The sequence below is a fragment of the Sphingomonas sp. genome (assembly GCF_035944535.1).
GTDB lineage: Bacteria > Pseudomonadota > Alphaproteobacteria > Sphingomonadales > Sphingomonadaceae > Sphingomonas_B.
The window spans coordinates 340,084-356,687 of the sequence record NZ_DASZBC010000006.1; the positions used below are offsets into that span (position 1 = coordinate 340,084).

The following is a 16,604-nucleotide window of genomic DNA, read 5'->3' on the forward strand; positions in this document are numbered from 1 at the left end:
TGGGGCGGAGTAGCTCAGTTGGTTAGAGCAGCGGAATCATAATCCGCGTGTCGGGGGTTCAAGTCCCTCCTCCGCTACCATCTCCCACAGCACTAACGGTTCAGCACGATCAGTTCAGTGCGACGGTTGGCGAAGCGGCCTTGAGCCGTGGAGTTTGAGGCGAGCGGGTCGCTTTCGCCGCCGCTGACGGCTTCGATCCGGTTCTCGTCGATGCCACGATCCTCCAGCGCCTCGGCGACCTGGCGTGCGCGTTGATAGGCGAGCGCCTGATTGGGCAGCTCGCCGCCACGCGAGTCGGTGTAGCCGACGACGCGGACGCGAGCGGTCGGATAGGCGGCGAGCACACGGGCGAGATCGTCAACGCCCTGCCGTTCCTCGCGCCGGATGTCGCTCCGCCCGGTCTCGAAATTCAGCGCGTCGAAGGAGAAGGTCCGCGGCGTCGCCTCGCGGGACGCCAGGAAGGCCTGCACGTCGTAGGCCAGCGTGCCCTGCGCCAGCTCGATCTGTTCTCCGTCCGGCAGGGTGACCGGAGCGACGACGAGCGCCGCCGCCGTCGGTGCCGTAACCGCCGGGTCCGTCGCCGTCGCGACCGGTGCCACCGCGCGGTCGTCGTCGCGGTCCTGTAACAGCAGCACGAGCACGAGCAGCCCAAGTAGGCCGGCGATCAGCCAGGGAATCAGGTGCCGACGGTCGATGCTCCCGCCGGCAGACCGGTGGGGCCGATTGGCGCCCTGCATGATCGCCTGGGCCCTCCGGTTCAGGTGCACGGAGTCGGCCGAGACATGATCCACGAGATCGGCCGCGACATAGTGATGCTTGCCGTCGGGCGTGCTGTTCGCGGCTAGCTTCAGCCCGAACACGTCGGACTCCTCGACCTGCCCGATCCGTTGCCCGTCCGGCGTGATCACGTTCATGCCGGGGCGAATCTCGTGCGCTTGGACCATCGGATGCTCCAACCCTGATTTATTTGACGGTGGCGAAAGTCTCCGACCTTCCATTTCGTTCCCGTGATACCTCCGCGCAGAGTTCGACCAGGTCGCGCAGGCTACGGCAGCAATCGCCTTCGCCCTCGCGGGCAGGGCGGAGCAGGCCCTTGACGATGCGCGCGCCGGGCCAGCGGTGGCGAGCCTGTGTCTCGAGCGCGCGCCAGCGGGGCGAGGAGGAGCGGAGTTCCGCGCCGATCAGGCAGATCAGGGCCGGCTCCTCTGCTGTCTCGGCCGCGGCATGCTGCCCATGCTTGACGAGCAGCTGGACGAGCATCGCCGCGAGCGCCGGATCGGCGGGGCCGGGGCCCGGCCGGCAGATTACGGTGGCGTTCGTAGCCGGCATCTCGGGCGGAGGTTCCGCGGGCAGTGCCTGTTCCGCCAGCGACGGGGGTGCGGGCTCAGCGGCAGCTTCCTCACTCGCCGGATCGACATCGTCATGTCCCTCGAGTGTTCCGACCAACTCGCACGTCGAATCGACGATGCCGTTCAGGCACTCGCCCGAAATGGCGCCGCGGCGGCGGTCGGTCAGCGCCAGCCTCAGGCCTGGCACCACGACTTCGTCATAATAGGAAGAGAGCGAGCGCTCCTTGAGCAGCTGCTCGGCCTGGTCCTGCACTTCGTCGGCGTCGCCCGCCAGCATGCGCTGGTAGAAGCTCTCGACGGGGGTCAGCGCCGGCCGGTCGCCGAACAGCACGTCGATGAACTCCATCTGCGGCACGTGCCGGCCGAGCACGACCAGGCACAAGGTGAGGGGCGTCGAAAGGAGCAGGCCGATCGGGCCCCACAGCCAGGTCCAGAAAATCGCGGCGACGATGACGGCGAGCGGCGACAGCCCGGTCGAATGGCCATAGACGAGCGGCTCGATGACATAGCCCATGACCGGCTCGGTGAAGAGGAACAGGCCGGCCACCATGATCGCCGTTGTCCACCCCGGTTCGCCGCCGATCGCCAGCAGCAGCGGCGGCAGTGCGGCCAGGAACGCTCCGACATAAGGCACGAAGCGCATCAGCGCTGCGAGCAGTCCCCAGAGCAGAGGCGAGGGGATGCCGATCCAGTAGAGCCCTGCCGCGATGACTGCCCCGAACAGGCCGTTCAGCAGCAACTGGGTAAGGAAGTAGCGCGAAAGCCGCCCTGCCGCGTCGTCGATCGCGCGCGTAGTGCGGTGCAGGTCGGACGAGCCGAACAGGCGGATTACCCGGTCGCGCAAATCCTCGCGCTGCAGCAGAATGAATATCGCGACGACAATGACGATGATGAACGTCTCGAGCGGACCGACAATGGGGCCGAGCAGCCGGCGCGCGGTCTGCAGACCCGTCTCGGGCGGCTCATGGACTTCCACGGGGATCGGCTTGGCGCGGCGTTGAAGGCGCGGGGCCGGCGGGCTCGCCGGCGCGGTCTCGAAACGCCGCGCGGCGCGGCTGAGCTGATTGGGCAGTTCGCCGAGAAAGTCGGCACGGCCGAGCGCTGTCACCTTCTTCTGGATGCGCTCGGCATAGCGTGGCAGGTCGGGGGCGAGCCCGGCCGCTTGCTGGCCGATCACGGCGCCGGTGACGCCCACCACCGCCAGCGCCGTCAGCATGGCGATGACGACGGACAAAGTGCGGCCGATCCACAGCTTGCGCAGCAGCCCGACCAACGGCGCGACGACGAACGCCAGCAGCACCGCCATGACGATCGGCACCAGCACGTCCTTGGCGAAATAGAGGGCCGCGACCGCGACAACGCCGGTCACCAGCGGCACCAGGCTCGAGGGCCGAGGCCCCTGGACTGGAGGCACCGTAGGCGGCTTGTCGAAAGGGGCAGGGCTGGCCATGTTCGTGACGCTGGCAGAACGGTGGGAGGGAGTTGCTGTTCCGTGCTCTAAGCTCCATTTTTCGCTCGGGACGAGCGGAGTCGATGCGGCCTAGTCGGCACCTGCCAACGCTGTCATAAGCTGCCGCCATGGGGGAGTTCGAACTACCGCCGCCACGCATGCCCAGGCAGCTGCCCGCCGCCGCCGACCTGTTCGGCGACTTGCTGGAGGTCGAGAGCCCGCGCACCCAGCAGAGGCCGCGTCTTAAAGCGCTCGAGTATCTGCCCGGCCTGGGCGTCACCGGCATGGCGGCGCTCGCCGCGGCCTGGCTCGGCGACCATTACGGCGCGCCGCTGATGCTGATGGGCCTGCTGATCGGCCTCGCCTTCAACTTCCTCAACGCCGACACGCGGCTGCACGCCGGGCTGGGTTTTGCATCCAAGACCCTGTTGCGCTGGGGCATCGTGCTGGTCGGGCTTCAGGTCACGGTGTGGCAGATCGCTGCGCTCGGCTGGACCAGCTTCGCGGTCATTGGCGCGATGATCCTGCTGGTGATGGGGTCGGGCACGCTCGTCTCGCGCAGCCTTGGCCTGGGCGCTGCCTTCGGCACGTTGGCGGGCGGTTCGGTCGCCATTTGCGGTGCTTCGGCCGCTTTGGCGCTATCCACCGCGCTGGGTGAGAAGCGAGTCAATCAGGCGCAGCTCACGCTGGTGCTAGTCGCGGTCTCGGCGGCGAGCGCGCTCGCTATGTCGACCTATCCGTTGCTGTCGCAGGCAGTCGGGCTGTCACCGGAGGCAGCAGGCTTCCTGCTCGGAGCCTCGATCCACGACGTCGCCCAAGCCTTGGGCGCCGGCTATTCGCTCGGCGAAGTGGAGGGTCAGACCGCGGCGATCGTCAAGCTCACCCGAGTGGCGCTGCTTGCGCCGACCCTCCTCATCGTCATGCTGATGATCCCGAAGGATGGCGAGGCCAAACCCGGCGCGCCGCCTGTGCCATGGTTCATCGTCGCCTTTCTGGTGCTGACGGCGGTCAATTCCATGATGGTGCTGCCCGCCGAGGTCGCGCGCTTGGCCAAGCTCGGCACCACTGCCCTGCTGCTGCTGGCCGTGGTCGCGACCGGTATCCGCTCGCCGATGCACCTGCTGCTGCAGCAGGGCTGGCGCGCTTCCATGCCCGTCGTGGCAGCGACGTTGGTAAGTTTCCTGCTCGCCCTTGGAGCCGCCATTCTCTTGTTCTAGGGGCGGGTTCATGCCCGGACGCTATTTCGAGGATTGGACGGTCGGCGACCGCATCTCGCACGAGATTCGGCGCACCGTGACCGAAACGGACAATCTGCTGCTTTCGACCCTGACGCATAATCCGCAGCCACTGCATCTGGACGCCGAATATGCGCGCGCGAGCGAGTTCGGCCAGGTGGTCGTGAACGGTACCTTCACGTTCGCGCTGATGGTCGGCGTGTCGGTGGGCGACACCACGCTCGGCACGCTCGTCGCCAATCTTGGCTATGACAAGGTGACGATGCCGTCGCCGGTCTTCATCGGTGACACGCTGCGCGCCGAGACGGAAGTGCTGGAGCTGCGCGAGAGCCTGTCGCGCCCGAACGCCGGCATCGTCACCTTCGAGCACCTCATGTTCAACCAGCGCAACCAGCTCGTCTGCCGCTGCCAGCGCACCGCGCTGGTGCAGCGCCGGAGCCCGAAGAAGTGAGGCTGAGATCGCTGCTGTTCGTACCCGGCGACCGGCCGGAGCGGATGGAGAAGGCGCTGGGCCTCGGCGCCGATGCGCTGATCCTCGACCTCGAGGACTCGGTCGCGCCGGCGAACAAGCCCGCCGCCCGCCGCGCCATCGCCGAGTTTCTGGAGCGAACGGAGCGGACCGGCCCCAAGCTGTTCGTCCGGCTGAACCCGCTCGACAGCGACTATTTCGTCGGCGACCTGACCGGCGTGCTCGGTTCGTTTCCGGACGCGCTGGTCCTGCCCAAGGCGGAGGGCTCAGCCTCGGTCCGGCGACTTGCCGACCGCTCGGGCGTGCCGATCCTGCCGATCGCCAGCGAGACACCTGCGGCCGTGTTCCGGCTCGGCGACTATCGCGACGTCGCCGACGAGCTGTGCGGCTTGACATGGGGTGCCGAGGACCTGCCCGCCGCGATAGGCGCCGCTGCCTCGCGTGACGAAAGCGGCGCCTATCTGCCGCCTTACCAGATAGTGCGCGCCCTGACCCTGTTCGGAGCGGCCGCCGCGGGCGTGAACCCGATCGAGACGGTGTACCCGAACATCAAGGACCTGGACGGCTTGAAGCGCGTCGCGGAAGCGGCGGCCCGCGACGGCTTCACCGGAATGATGGCGATCCACCCTGCGCAGGTGCCGGTGATCAATGCCGCCTTCACGCCCACCGAAGTTCAGGTCGTGCAAGCCCGGGCAATCGTCGCAGCGTTCGACAAGAACCCCGGTGCCGGCGCGCTGCAGATCGACGGCAAGATGATCGACGCACCCCATCTCAAACAAGCCCGGCGCATTCTCGAAAGAGCGGAACAAGCATGAGCGTTGCCACCCCTGAGTTCGATTTCCAGCTCGGCGAAAACGCCGAGATGATCCGCGAGACGACTCGCCGCTTCGCGGACGAGCGGATCGCGCCACTCGCCGCGAAGATCGACGCCGAGGACTGGTTCCCGACCGAATTGTGGCCCGAAATGGGGGCGCTCGGACTGCACGGAATCACCGTCGACGAGGCCGATGGCGGCCTCGGCCTCGGCTATCTCGAGCACGTCATCGCGGTCGAAGAAGTGAGCCGGGCATCCGCCTCGATCGGTCTCAGCTACGGCGCGCATTCGAACCTCTGCGTCAACCAGATCCGCCGCTGGGCGAATGATGAGCAGAAGGCCAAGTATCTGCCAAAGCTCATCTCCGGCGAGCATGTCGGTAGCCTTGCCATGTCAGAGGCGAGCGCCGGCTCCGACGTCGTCTCGATGAAGCTCAGGGCCGATGCGGTGCAGGGCGGCTATGTGCTGAACGGCACGAAATTCTGGATCACCAACGCGGCCTATGCCGACACGCTCGTCGTCTATGCGAAAACAGGCGAGGGCAGCCGCGGGATCACCGCCTTCCTGATCGAAAAGGACATGCCCGGCTTCTCGATTGGCCAAAAGATCGACAAGATGGGCATGCGCGGTTCGCCCACCGCCGAGCTGGTGTTCGACGACTGCGAAGTGCCCGAGGAAAACGTCATGGGCCCGCTGAACGGCGGCGTCGGCGTGCTGATGTCCGGTCTCGATTATGAGCGCGCGGTGCTCGCCGGTGTCCAGCTCGGCATCATGCAGGCGTGCCTCGACACCGTCATCCCCTATGTCCGCGAGCGCAAGCAGTTCGGCAAGGCGATCGGCACCTTCCAGCTGATGCAGGCCAAGGTCGCGGACATGTATGTCGCGCTGCAGTCGGCACGCGCCTACACCTATGCCGTCGCCAAGAGCTGCGACGCGGGCCAGACCACCCGCTTCGACGCCGCCGGCGCGATCCTGCTGGCGAGCGAAAACGCCGTTCGCGTCTCGCTGGAGGCCATTCAGGCGCTGGGCGGCGCCGGCTATACCAAGGACTGGCCGGTCGAACGCTATGCCCGCGACGCGAAGCTGCTCGACATCGGCGCCGGTACCAATGAAGTCCGCCGCATGCTGATCGGCCGCGAATTGATTGGGGGTGGGCAATGAAGGCCGCATTGTGCTCCGGCGCAGGCCGGAGTTCTGCGCCTCAGGGCTCCGGCCTTCGCCGGAGCACGCGCTGCCCATGACCGCTCCCGTCCTCACCACCGCCTATCAGCCGGAAGCCGAGCAGACTCGCGCCCGCGCTGCGCACAATCGCGCGCTTGCGGAGGAACTGCGTGCCCGCGTCGCGGCGTCCGCGCTTGGCGGCAACGAGAAGTCGCGCGCTCGTCATACCGAACGCGGCAAATTGCTCCCCCGGGACCGCGTCGAGCGGCTGCTCGATCCAGGCTCGCCATTCCTCGAGATCGGCCAACTTGCCGCCTGCGACATGTACGAAGGGGAAGTCCCCGGCGCCGGCATGATCGCCGGCATCGGCCGCGTTTCCGGACGGCAGGTGATGATCGTGTGCAACGACGCGACGGTCAAAGGCGGCACCTATTATCCGATGACCGTCAAGAAGCATCTCCGCGCGCAGGAGATTGCCGAGCAGAATCGTTTGCCATGCATTTATCTGGTCGATTCAGGCGGCGCCAACCTGCCGCACCAGGCCGAGGTCTTCCCGGACCGCGACCATTTCGGCCGCATCTTCTTCAACCAGGCGAATATGTCGGCCAAGGGCATCCCGCAGATCGCCTGCGTGATGGGCAGCTGCACCGCGGGCGGCGCCTATGTCCCCGCGATGTCCGACGAGACGGTGATCGTTCGCAACCAGGGCACGATCTTTCTCGCCGGCCCGCCGCTGGTGAAGGCGGCGACGGGCGAAGTGATCTCTGCCGAAGACCTGGGCGGCGGCGACCTGCACGGGCGTAAATCCGGCGTCGTCGATCATGTCGCCGACAATGACGAGCATGCGCTGACCATCGTCCGCGATATCGTCAGCCACCTCGGCGAGAAAATAGGGACAGTCCCTATTTTTCAGGCGCGCGATCCGCGCCCGCCCAGATACGACCCGCAGGACCTCTACGGCATCATCCCCGAGGATGTGCGCGCACCCTATGACGTGCACGAAGTGATCGCACGCATCGTCGACGGGTCGGAGTTTCACGAATTCAAGTCGCTCTACGGGTCCAGCCTCGTCTGCGGCTTCGCCCATATCTGGGGCATTCCGGTCGGCATCATCGCCAACAATGGCATCCTGTTTAGCGAGTCGGCACAGAAGGGCGCGCATTTCATCGAACTCGCCTGCCAGCGTCGCATTCCGCTGCTGTTCCTGCAGAACATTTCAGGCTTCATGGTCGGCGGCAAGTATGAGGCGGAAGGCATTGCGAAACATGGCGCAAAGCTGGTCACCGCCGTTGCCACCGCAACTGTGCCCAAGGTCACAGTCCTGATCGGCGGCAGCTTTGGCGCCGGCAATTACGGCATGTGCGGCAGGGCCTACTCGCCTCGCTTTCTGTTTACCTGGCCGAACAGCCGCATCAGCGTGATGGGCGGCGAACAGGCAGCCTCGGTGCTCGCCACCGTCCACCGCGACGCCGATCGGTGGAGCCCGGAAGAAGCGGAAGCCTTTAAGGCACCGATTCGCCAGAAGTACGAGGACGAAGGCAATCCTTATCACGCCACCGCCCGGCTATGGGACGATGGCGTGATCGATCCTGCGCAGACCCGCGACGTGCTTGGCCTCGCCTTTGCGGCTACCCTGAACGCGCCGATCCCCGAGCGGCCGCAATTCGGCGTGTTCCGGATGTAGCGGACGCTGGTCTCAAGCCGGAATGGCTGTCCTCTGCCGCACGCCCGCGCCGAGCAGGCCGAACCCCGCGATCATCAGCGCCCAGCTCGCTGGCTCCGGAACCTGTGCATAGTAGAGAACATACCGACCCGCGGCGTCGCTTTCCCAGCCGAACTGGAAAGTGCAGCAATCGTCGAACTCGTAGTAGCGCACGATGAAGTCGTTCGGCGTGAGCACGGTCTGGTCCGGATTGACCGTGATCGCAGCCTGCCACAGCGTCGGAGTCACCGGATCCCAAAGGGGCTGGGTCGGCACGTTGTTGCCGCCACAGGGGAATTCGTCGGGGCTGATATCGGGGTCGCGGCAGAAGAAAGCGGAATATGTCTGTTTTTCCGCATAGCCGTCCATGAAGGGTACGACCGTCGTCAGCTGCAGCGAAAACACATAGCGGCCAGGCCCGAGTGTCGCGCCGGCCGTGCCATCGAACCTTCCGGCATCATAGGAGCCCGTCTGGATTACCACCGCGGCAGCCGGCGCCACTGTCAACAGCGCCGCAGCGGCGCCGGTCCAAGCTTTCAGCATCACCCCTGTTCTCCTTGTACAAAGAGCCCCGTGCTTCCCGCCTGTTGAGGGTTTCGCCCAGACTCGCGCCTTTGCCAAGTCCGCATTAGAGCCTCCACATGCTCAGCTCTCTTCTGATCGCCAATCGGGGCGAGATTGCCTGCCGGATCATCCGCACCGCGCGCCATCTCGGCGTGCGGACAGTTGCCGTCTATTCGGATGCCGATGCCAATGCCCTGCACGTGCGCGAGGCGGACGAGTGGGTGCATATCGGGCCTTCGCCGGCGCGCGAAAGCTATCTGGTCGGCGAGCGCATTATCGCTGCCGCTAAGGCGTCGGGCGCCGAGGCGATCCACCCAGGCTATGGTTTCCTCTCCGAGAACGCGGACTTTGCTCAAGCCGTAATTGATGCCGGGCTGATCTGGGTCGGACCGAAGCCGCATTCGATCCGTGCGATGGGGCTGAAAGACGCAGCCAAGAAACTGATGGCCGAAGCGGGTGTGCCGGTCACGCCCGGCTATCTCGGCGAGGATCAGTCGCCTGACCGGCTCCAGGCCGAGGCGGACGCGATCGGCTATCCGGTGCTGATCAAGGCGGTCGCCGGCGGTGGCGGCAAGGGCATGCGGCGGGTCGAGAGCGCGGCCGAGTTCCAGGACGCGCTCACCTCGTGCAAGCGCGAGGCCGCCTCGTCCTTCGGCGATGATCGCGTGCTGATCGAGAAATACATCCTCTCGCCGCGACACATCGAAGTGCAGGTGTTTGGAGACAGTCACGGCAACATCGTCCACCTGTTCGAACGCGACTGCTCGCTCCAGCGTCGCCACCAGAAGGTGATCGAAGAAGCGCCGGCGCCGGGCATGGACGCGGCCACCCGCGAGGCGGTGTGCGGCGCCGCCGTTCGGGCGGCCAAGGCGGTCGACTATGAAGGCGCCGGCACGATCGAGTTCATCGCCGATGCGAGTGAGGGCCTGCGCGCCGACCGCGTCTGGTTCATGGAAATGAACACGCGGCTGCAGGTCGAACATCCGGTGACGGAGGAAATCACCGGCCAGGACCTGGTCGAATGGCAACTCCGCGTCGCCTCAGGCGAGCCGCTCCCCAGGCGGCAGGAAGAGTTGGAGATCAATGGCTGGGCCATGGAAGCGCGGCTCTATGCCGAAGACCCTGCCAAAGGCTTCCTGCCCAGTATCGGCCGGCTGGAAGCATTCGAACTTGGCGGCGGCGTGCGCATCGACACGGGCGTGGAAGAGGGGGCGGAGGTTTCGCCCTTCTACGATCCGATGATCGCCAAGATGATCGCCACCGGCTGGGACCGGAACGAGGCTCGCGAGCGGCTGGCCGAGGCGCTGGAAGAAACCGTGGTCTGGCCCGTCCGCACCAATGCCGGCTTTCTCGTCAAGGCGTTGCAGCATCCGGACTTTGCCGCCGGTTCGATCGACACCGGCCTGATCGCGCGCGAGGGTGACACGCTGATGCCCGACGCTGCGCCGTCGGACGAGGGTCTGGCCGATATCGCTGCAGATCTCGCGGCTCAGCCCTTGTCCGGCTTCCGCCTCAACGCGCCGTCCCGCCGCGAACTGGTGCTATCGGTCGACGGCGCACCCCGTCAGGTCCGGTTCGCAGCTGCCGAAGAGGAGGGTGACCTTCTAACCGCGTCGGCAGACTTGGAGCCCATCATCTTGAGCGAGGCGGGGCAGAGCTGGCTGGTCGAAGCTTATCGCGCCTATGGCAAGGCCGCTGGCGCCGTTGCCGACGGGGCGATCATCGCGCCCATGCCGGGCCGCATCATCGCGGTAGAAGTCGCCGCCGGCGCCTCAGTCAGCAAGGGACAGAAGCTGGTCACGCTCGAGGCGATGAAGATGGAGCATACGCTGACCGCGCCTTTCGACGGCACGGTTGCCGAACTGAACGCCGACGCCGGCGCCCAGGTCAGCGAAGGCACGTTGCTGGTTCGGGTGGAGACGGCGGCCGAGTAAATCCTCCCCGGGACGGGGAGGGGGACCAAGCCCAGCTTGGTGGAGGGGCCCCGTTGCGTCGTGCCGAATTCCGAGGCCCCCTCCACCACACGCTATCGCGTGTGGTCCCCCTCCCCGTTCCGGGGAGGAGCTTCCAAGGACTCCGCCATTGCGATCAGCCGCTTCGCTTCGTCGACGTGCAATTGCTCCACCATGGCGCCGCCGATCCGCGCCACGCCCTTGCCTTCGGCGCGGGCCTGATCCCAAGCGGCGACGATCTCGCGCGCCTTAGACACGTCCTCGGCGGAGGGGCCGAACACCCGATTGGCGATATCGATCGTGCTCGGGTGCACGAGGGTCTTGCCGTCGAAGCCGAGCTCCACGCCTTGGCGGCAGCTGGCTTCGAAGCCGGCCAGATCGTCGAGGCCGAGATGCACACCGTCCAGCGCCGCTAGCCCATGCGCCCGCGCCGCCAGCAGCATCAAGCACAGGCTGATGAGAAGCGGCGTGCGGTCCGCAACGTGCCGTGCGCGCAGGTCCTTGGTCAGGTCGTTCGTTCCCGCGACGAACCCGGCGAGCCGGTCGCTTGCGCCGGCGATCTCGGTGGCGCGGAGCACGCCCAACGGTGTTTCGATCATGCACCAGATCGGGTGTCGCGTGCGGGCGCTGGCGGCGCGGACAACCGACGGACTGTCGACCTTTGGCACCAGCACGCCATGGATCGGCAGCCGCTCGGCAAGCGCGAAATCCGGAGCGCAGTCGAACGCGCTGACCCGCAGGATCAGCTCTCGCGCGCCGTAATCTGCCTGCAGCGCCTCGGCGATGCACTGGCGCGCCTCTCCTTTCGCCTCCGGGGCAACCGCATCCTCCAGGTCCAGGATGATTCCATCGCATGGCAGCGTTCGCGCTTTCTCCAGAGCGCGCGGCTTGTCGCCGGGCACATAGAGCATCGACCGGCGGGGACGAATGTGATTAGGCATGCCCCGGCTGTAGCGGGGAGAACCTATGCCTGAAAAGCTGTCCATCGTCGGCATTGGCGGCACCACCTCGCCCGGTTCCTCGACCGAGCAGGCGCTGCAGATCGCCTTGCGCGCCGCCGAAGCCGAAGGTGCGAACGTGACCCTGTTCGACGGCTCGGGCTTGTGCGCGCTGCCGCATTATGCGCCGGGCGTACTCCACCGCTCCGACGAGGGGCGGCGGCTCGTCACTGCGGTCAGGGAAGCGCATGGTCTGATCTTCGCGAGCCCAGGATATCACGGCTCCATCTCCGGCCTGGTCAAGAACGCGATCGATTATGTCGAGGAAACGTCGAAGGACGACCGCGTCTATCTCGACGGTCTCCCGGTCGGGCTGATCGTCACCGCCTATGGCTGGCAGGCGACCGGATCGACGCTCGCCACAATGCGCTCAATCGTCCACGCGCTGCGCGGCTGGCCGACCCCGCTCGGCGCCGCGATCCGAAGCGTGTCCGGCATGTTCAAGGACGGGCAGTGCTCCGATCCCGGCGCAGCGATGCAGCTGGACCTGGTCGGCAAACAGGTCGTCGAGTTCGCACGGTTGCGCAAGGCAGCGCCGGCGATCCTCAGCACCGGGCCGGTCGAGGAGTGACGGACGCCGATCTGGCGGCGCTGCTCGCCCAAACCGCGGGCAAGCTGCTGACGACCTTGCGCGACAGCGGCACGGCATCCGGCAAGACGCTCGGCGATATCGCCGACGCGACCGCCAATGCCTATCTGGTACAGGCGCTGCAGGCGCTCAGGCCCGAAGACGGGCTGCTGTCCGAAGAGCGCGTCGACGATCTGTCACGGCTGGAGAAGAGCCGCGTCTGGATCATCGATCCCCTGGACGGGACGCGCGAATATTCGGAAGCGCGCGAAGACTGGGCCGTGCATGTAGCGCTCAGCATCGATGGTCATGCCGCAGTCGGCGCGGTGGCGCTGCCGGCGCAGGATCGGGTGCTCCGCTCGGACCAGCCCGCCCCGCGGGTCGAGCGGCCTGATCGCCCCCGCATCCTGGTCAGCCGCACGCGGCCGCCGCCCGAATGCGCAGTGCTGCAGGAGCGGCTTGGCGCGGAGCTGGTGCCGATGGGCTCGGCCGGTGCCAAGGCTATGGCGGTCATTCTGGGCCAGGGCGACATCTACTTCCACACCGGCGGCCAGCATCAATGGGACAATGCCGCGCCGGTCGCTGTGGCGCTCGGCATGGGCATGGTCGCGACGCGGGTCGACGGCTCGCCTTGCACCTATAATGCGCCGGAAACCTTGCTCCCCGACCTGCTGATCTGCGCGCCCGAATGGGAAGAGCGGGTGAGGGCGGCGCTCGGCTCGTAGCGCGCCCAGTAGCGCCCGGCATGGCGGCTGCCGCCGTGGATCATCGCGTGCAGCGCTTCGGCTGACTCGACCAGGCGCGGGCCCGGCCGATTATAGAGATGATGGCCATCGGCGACGAACACGCGGCCATCCCTTACCGCGCGGAGGTCGCGCCAGCCGGGCAGCGAGTCGAGCAGCGGCATTTCTTCCATCGTGCGCGGCACCTGAAAGCCGCAGGGCATTGCGACAATCACTTCGGGATCGGCCGCCCTCAGATGCTCCCATTCGATGAACGGTGAATGCTGGCCCCTCTTGCACAGCAATGGCTTGCCGCCAGCGATCTTTACCAGCTCCGGGATCCAGTTGCCCGCGATCATCAGCGGTTCGATCCATTCGATCGCGGCAACGGTCGGCTTCTCTGCCACGGCGGGCAGGGCAGCAAGGCGCTCCTGAAGCTGCGTAACGACCGGCACCGCATCGCAGCCCGTCGCTGCGGCGACCTTTGCGAAATCGCTCCACACATCGTCGAGCGTGTCCGGCGCGAGCGACAGGATCAGGGGCTGCGTGCCGGTCCAGTCCGCCAGCGCCTCTTCCAGGTCGCGCGGCGTGACGGCGCAGATCGCGCATTGCGTCTGGGTCAGAATGACGTCGGGCCGGAGCGCCCGCAGCCGCTCTGCGTCGACCGAATAGGCCGAGAGACCGCTTTCGATAATCGACTTGACGGTGCGGTCGATCTTTTCGGAGCGCATGCCCTTGGGGATCTTGGTCGCGGTAAGCGCGGGAAGGCGCTCCACTTCGGGCGGGAAGTCGCACTCGTGCGACCGCCCGACCAGTGCCTCACCGAGACCGAGCGCGACGGCGATCTCTGTCGCGCTGGGTAGCAGCGAGACGATCCGTAGTGCGGCCATCAGGCCGGCTGGAGCGTCGTCTGCCGTCCGAACAGCGCCGGAGCAGTGCGGGTCAGCAGGAAGCGCGCCGCCATCAGTCCGGCAAACCAGAACAGGTCGTTGCGCGCGACCATCAGCACGATCTCCGGCGCGAAGGTCTCAAGCCCGCCGGTCAGGTGGGTGAGCAGCCATAGCGAGAACTCGTAACCGGCAAAGGCGAGCAGCGGAGCCGCCACGATCGCAGCCTTGTGCCCGGCGACTGCGCGTGCGGCGACATAGCCGCACAGGCTGGCGGCCAGCAGCGCCAGACCCTTGGCGACGGTCAGCGGGTCGGTCGGGTAATCCATCAGCCCGAAGCCGACGATCTGGTTCGCCAGCCACACGGCGCCGACGGCCATAAGTCCGCGGCGCAGGTCCATGGTCAGCGCCGCAACCGCGGCGAAGGCACCGAACGGGAACATGCAGGCAGCGAGCAAGGTGCCGCCGACAGTGCCGGCGCTAAGCAAGGCCGGCCAGGCCAGGCGATTGGAGAGGGTGGTCATGGCTTTCAATCTCCTCACAACCGGACGCGTACGCCGGCGACTGCGCTGCGGCCGGGGTTAACAAAAGAGAATACGTCTTCATAGCGTTCGTCGAACAGGTTCTCGACGCGTCCGAACAGCTCGAAGCGCTCGTTAAGCTTCACGCGACCGTTCAGATTGACCAGCGCATAATCGGCGAGTCTGACAATCGTGGGCACGAAGCTGGGGTCCAGAAAGGCCTGGTCGAGCTGCCGGCCGTTGTAGCGAACAACCAGTGTCGCCGAGGCAGCGTCATTCGGCGCACTCCAGGTCGCGGCGACGCTCGCGATGTGCTTCGGGCGGCGCACTTCGGTGACGCCATTCTCCCGCGCGCGTAGCCAGGTGTAGGACGCATCGATCCGCCACGCCTCGCCGAGCCGCGCCGCCATGGCCGCCTCAATCCCCCGCTGCCGCGACTTGCTGGTGCGGTTGAGCGAAGTGGGCGTGAAGGTCGGCGGCGGGAAGTCGGTATAAATCTCGTCCCTCAGCACATTCTCGAACCAGGTCGCGCCGACAGTCAGGCGATCGCCGAACAGCCGCTGCTCCAGGCCCGCTTCCCAGCCTTCCGACTTTTCAGGCTTCAGGCCGGGATTGCCAATGAAGCGGCCGTCGATGAAGCCGTAGAGCTCGAACAGGTTCGGGTTTTTGACGCCCGATCCCGCCGCCGCGTGCAGACGCGTGCCCTGAAGCACGTCATAGCTGCCCTGGACGCGATATGTCGTGGTGTTGGCGAAGAGACTGTTCTCGTCTCGCCGCACCGAAGCGGAGAACCCACCGCGATCCCCGAAGAACAGCTCATATTGGCCGACAAGGCCGGTATTCTCGATCTGGCGCCGGCCGTCGAAGCCGAAGTTGCTCGGGTCGCGGTTGCGGAAACGCTCCCGCTCCACGTCGAGAGCGAAGGTGACGCGGTGGCGCACGTCGCCAGTGTCGAAGCGAAGCGCGGTCTCGTAGCTGCCCTTCAGCCGCTCGCCGGTGCTGCCACTGGTGCGATCGGCGAAACGGAAGGTGTCCCGCCGGGCATTGGTTAGCTGCCCCGTCACCGCATGCGTCCAGCGCCCGTCCAGCAAGTCCAGCTCGGCCCGGAGCAGCCCGTTCCAGTTGCAGTTGTGCGAGCGCACACCCGGCGAGTCGGTGACCAGCCCGAAAGTCCCGCTGCCGGGGACGAAGTCCTGGTTGTTGAACTCCCGCTCTACATCGGTGAAGCGGCCGACCGCTCGCAGCCGCAGGTTCGGCAGTGGCGACCAGTTGAGCTTCAACGAGGCGGACACGGTGTCGGAGGCGAGGTTACGACGGCCGCTGCGGGCGTCAGGCTCACCATCGGTGGTCAGCAGGGTGCCGGTCGCGGCATAGTCGAAATCGCCGACCACGCCGGCGGCGCGAACGAGTGCATTTGCAATGGCTTGCGTGCCGCCTTCCACACGCGCGCTGAAGCCCGGCGCCTCGCGACCGCTGGCCGTGATGTAATGAATGACCCCGCCGATCGCGTCGGACCCGTAGAGTGCGCTCTGCTGCCCGCGCAGCACCTCGATGCGCGCATTCTCGTCGGCGGCCAAGCTGCCGAAGTCGAACTCGCTGAGGAACGGGTCCGAGGCTTCGACGCCATCGATCAGGACCAGAGTCTGGTTTGCCTCGCTGCCGCGCAGCCGCAACTGGGTCAGGCCGGTCGTGCGGTTGACCGCCAGGCCGGGCACGTCGCGCAGAATGTCGGCGACGGTGCGCGTCTGCCGCTCGATCAGGCTCTCTGGCGAAAGCAGAGTGATCGACGCCCCCAAGTCTCGGATGGGCGTCGGATCGCCGGAGCGGGAAGCGGTGACGACGACGTCGGGTTCAGCCGGATCGCCGCCTTGCGCGACGGCAGGAGCGGCGCAGAGCGCCGTCAGGGTCAGGAGAGAAAAGCGCATGATTCCAAGTCCTTTCGCAACAACGTTCAATGCCGTTCTTGCGAAGGACAGCGCCCATGCGCTGCTTCGTCCGCCCGGTGCACCCCGCCCGGCCAGAGGAACGACGGTGGCGGGGAGGTCTCCTGGCTCCCGGGTCAATGCTGGTCGCGCCGTCTTCCCAGGTACGAAGCCCAGTGACATGGTGGCGCGAAAGCTCGCCGGTTACAGTTGCGGGGGCAGCCGCGGCATTTGACCGCGTTCCCTTGACCCGTCACCCCGTCAGCATAGCCCTTTGCTGCTGCAACGCA

At 66.6% G+C, this 16,604-nt stretch carries 15 protein-coding genes, 1 tRNA gene and 1 riboswitch; of the genes, 9 read left to right on the plus strand and 7 right to left on the minus strand.

Annotation, left to right across the window (positions count from 1 at the left end; genetic code table 11):
* Positions 1-3 precede the first annotated feature (3 nt).
* Positions 4-80: transfer RNA gene (locus VGT77_RS06500), tRNA-Met, on the plus strand.
* A gap of 12 nt (positions 81-92) precedes the next feature.
* On the opposite strand, the gene VGT77_RS06505 is transcribed toward VGT77_RS06500, so the two are convergent.
* Positions 93-944: an OmpA family protein gene (locus VGT77_RS06505; protein WP_327460744.1), complete on the minus strand. Its 852-nt coding sequence runs from the start codon at positions 942-944 to the stop codon at positions 93-95.
* Positions 945-963: 19 nt separating this feature from the next.
* A complete protein-coding gene (locus tag VGT77_RS06510; RefSeq protein ID WP_327460745.1) occupies positions 964-2,799 on the minus strand; it encodes an AI-2E family transporter in 1,836 nt (611 codons plus the stop codon).
* Between the two features lie 158 nt (positions 2,800-2,957).
* Between VGT77_RS06510 and VGT77_RS06515 the strand changes: the two genes are divergently transcribed.
* From VGT77_RS06515 to VGT77_RS06535, 5 genes are all read left to right on the plus strand, one after another.
* Positions 2,958-4,016 carry a YeiH family protein gene (locus tag VGT77_RS06515; RefSeq protein WP_327460747.1) on the plus strand — a complete coding sequence of 353 codons (1,059 nt, stop codon included), beginning with the start codon at positions 2,958-2,960 and terminating at the stop codon, positions 4,014-4,016.
* 10 nt (positions 4,017-4,026) lie between these two features.
* Positions 4,027-4,485, plus strand: a complete 459-nt coding sequence (locus VGT77_RS06520; protein ID WP_327460749.1) for a MaoC family dehydratase — start codon at positions 4,027-4,029, stop codon at positions 4,483-4,485.
* Entirely contained in the window at positions 4,482-5,318 is an 837-nt protein-coding gene (locus VGT77_RS06525) for a CoA ester lyase (RefSeq protein ID WP_327460750.1), read from the plus strand. The genes VGT77_RS06520 and VGT77_RS06525 overlap by 4 nt, the downstream gene beginning before the upstream one ends.
* Positions 5,315-6,478, plus strand: a complete 1,164-nt coding sequence (locus tag VGT77_RS06530; RefSeq protein ID WP_327460751.1) for an isovaleryl-CoA dehydrogenase — start codon at positions 5,315-5,317, stop codon at positions 6,476-6,478. The genes VGT77_RS06525 and VGT77_RS06530 overlap by 4 nt, the downstream gene beginning before the upstream one ends.
* 76 nt (positions 6,479-6,554) lie before the next feature.
* Positions 6,555-8,162, plus strand: coding sequence for a carboxyl transferase domain-containing protein (locus tag VGT77_RS06535; RefSeq protein ID WP_327460753.1), 1,608 nt, complete (start codon positions 6,555-6,557; stop codon positions 8,160-8,162).
* A 12-nt stretch (positions 8,163-8,174) separates the two neighbouring features.
* Here VGT77_RS06535 and VGT77_RS06540 read toward each other — a convergent pair whose 3' ends face one another.
* Positions 8,175-8,723, minus strand: a complete 549-nt coding sequence (locus tag VGT77_RS06540) for a PEPxxWA-CTERM sorting domain-containing protein (protein WP_327460755.1) — start codon at positions 8,721-8,723, stop codon at positions 8,175-8,177.
* Between the two features lie 98 nt (positions 8,724-8,821).
* Here VGT77_RS06540 and VGT77_RS06545 point away from each other — a divergent pair, with 98 nt between their 5' ends.
* Positions 8,822-10,678: an acetyl/propionyl/methylcrotonyl-CoA carboxylase subunit alpha gene (locus tag VGT77_RS06545; RefSeq protein ID WP_327460756.1), complete on the plus strand. Its 1,857-nt coding sequence runs from the start codon at positions 8,822-8,824 to the stop codon at positions 10,676-10,678.
* Positions 10,679-10,770: 92 nt separating this feature from the next.
* Here the strand turns inward: VGT77_RS06545 and VGT77_RS06550 are convergent, their stop codons facing one another.
* Positions 10,771-11,637, minus strand: a complete 867-nt coding sequence (locus VGT77_RS06550; protein WP_327460758.1) for a CoA ester lyase — start codon at positions 11,635-11,637, stop codon at positions 10,771-10,773.
* Between the two features lie 25 nt (positions 11,638-11,662).
* On the opposite strand from VGT77_RS06550, the gene VGT77_RS06555 reads away from it, so the two are divergent.
* Positions 11,663-12,265 (plus strand): NAD(P)H-dependent oxidoreductase, encoded by a 603-nt coding sequence (locus VGT77_RS06555; RefSeq protein WP_327460760.1) that lies wholly within the window; start codon positions 11,663-11,665, stop codon positions 12,263-12,265.
* A complete protein-coding gene (locus VGT77_RS06560) occupies positions 12,262-12,987 on the plus strand; it encodes a 3'(2'),5'-bisphosphate nucleotidase CysQ (RefSeq protein ID WP_327460762.1) in 726 nt (241 codons plus the stop codon). Before VGT77_RS06555 ends, VGT77_RS06560 begins: the two co-directional genes overlap by 4 nt.
* On the opposite strand, the gene VGT77_RS06565 is transcribed toward VGT77_RS06560, so the two are convergent.
* The 3 genes from VGT77_RS06565 to VGT77_RS06575 are packed head-to-tail and all read right to left on the minus strand — an operon-like array spanning position 12,900 to position 16,317.
* Entirely contained in the window at positions 12,900-13,874 is a 975-nt protein-coding gene (locus tag VGT77_RS06565; RefSeq protein WP_327460764.1) for a cobalamin-binding protein, read from the minus strand. The genes VGT77_RS06560 and VGT77_RS06565 overlap by 88 nt on opposite strands.
* The gene (locus VGT77_RS06570; protein ID WP_327460766.1) at positions 13,874-14,395 is read right to left on the minus strand and encodes a hypothetical protein; all 522 of its coding nucleotides are present in this window, start codon (positions 14,393-14,395) and stop codon (positions 13,874-13,876) included. The genes VGT77_RS06565 and VGT77_RS06570 overlap by 1 nt, the downstream gene beginning before the upstream one ends.
* Positions 14,396-14,409: 14 nt before the next feature.
* Positions 14,410-16,317: a TonB-dependent receptor plug domain-containing protein gene (locus VGT77_RS06575; protein ID WP_327460768.1), complete on the minus strand. Its 1,908-nt coding sequence runs from the start codon at positions 16,315-16,317 to the stop codon at positions 14,410-14,412.
* A gap of 95 nt (positions 16,318-16,412) precedes the next feature.
* Positions 16,413-16,591, minus strand: a riboswitch (cobalamin riboswitch).
* Positions 16,592-16,604: the final 13 nt, after the last annotated feature.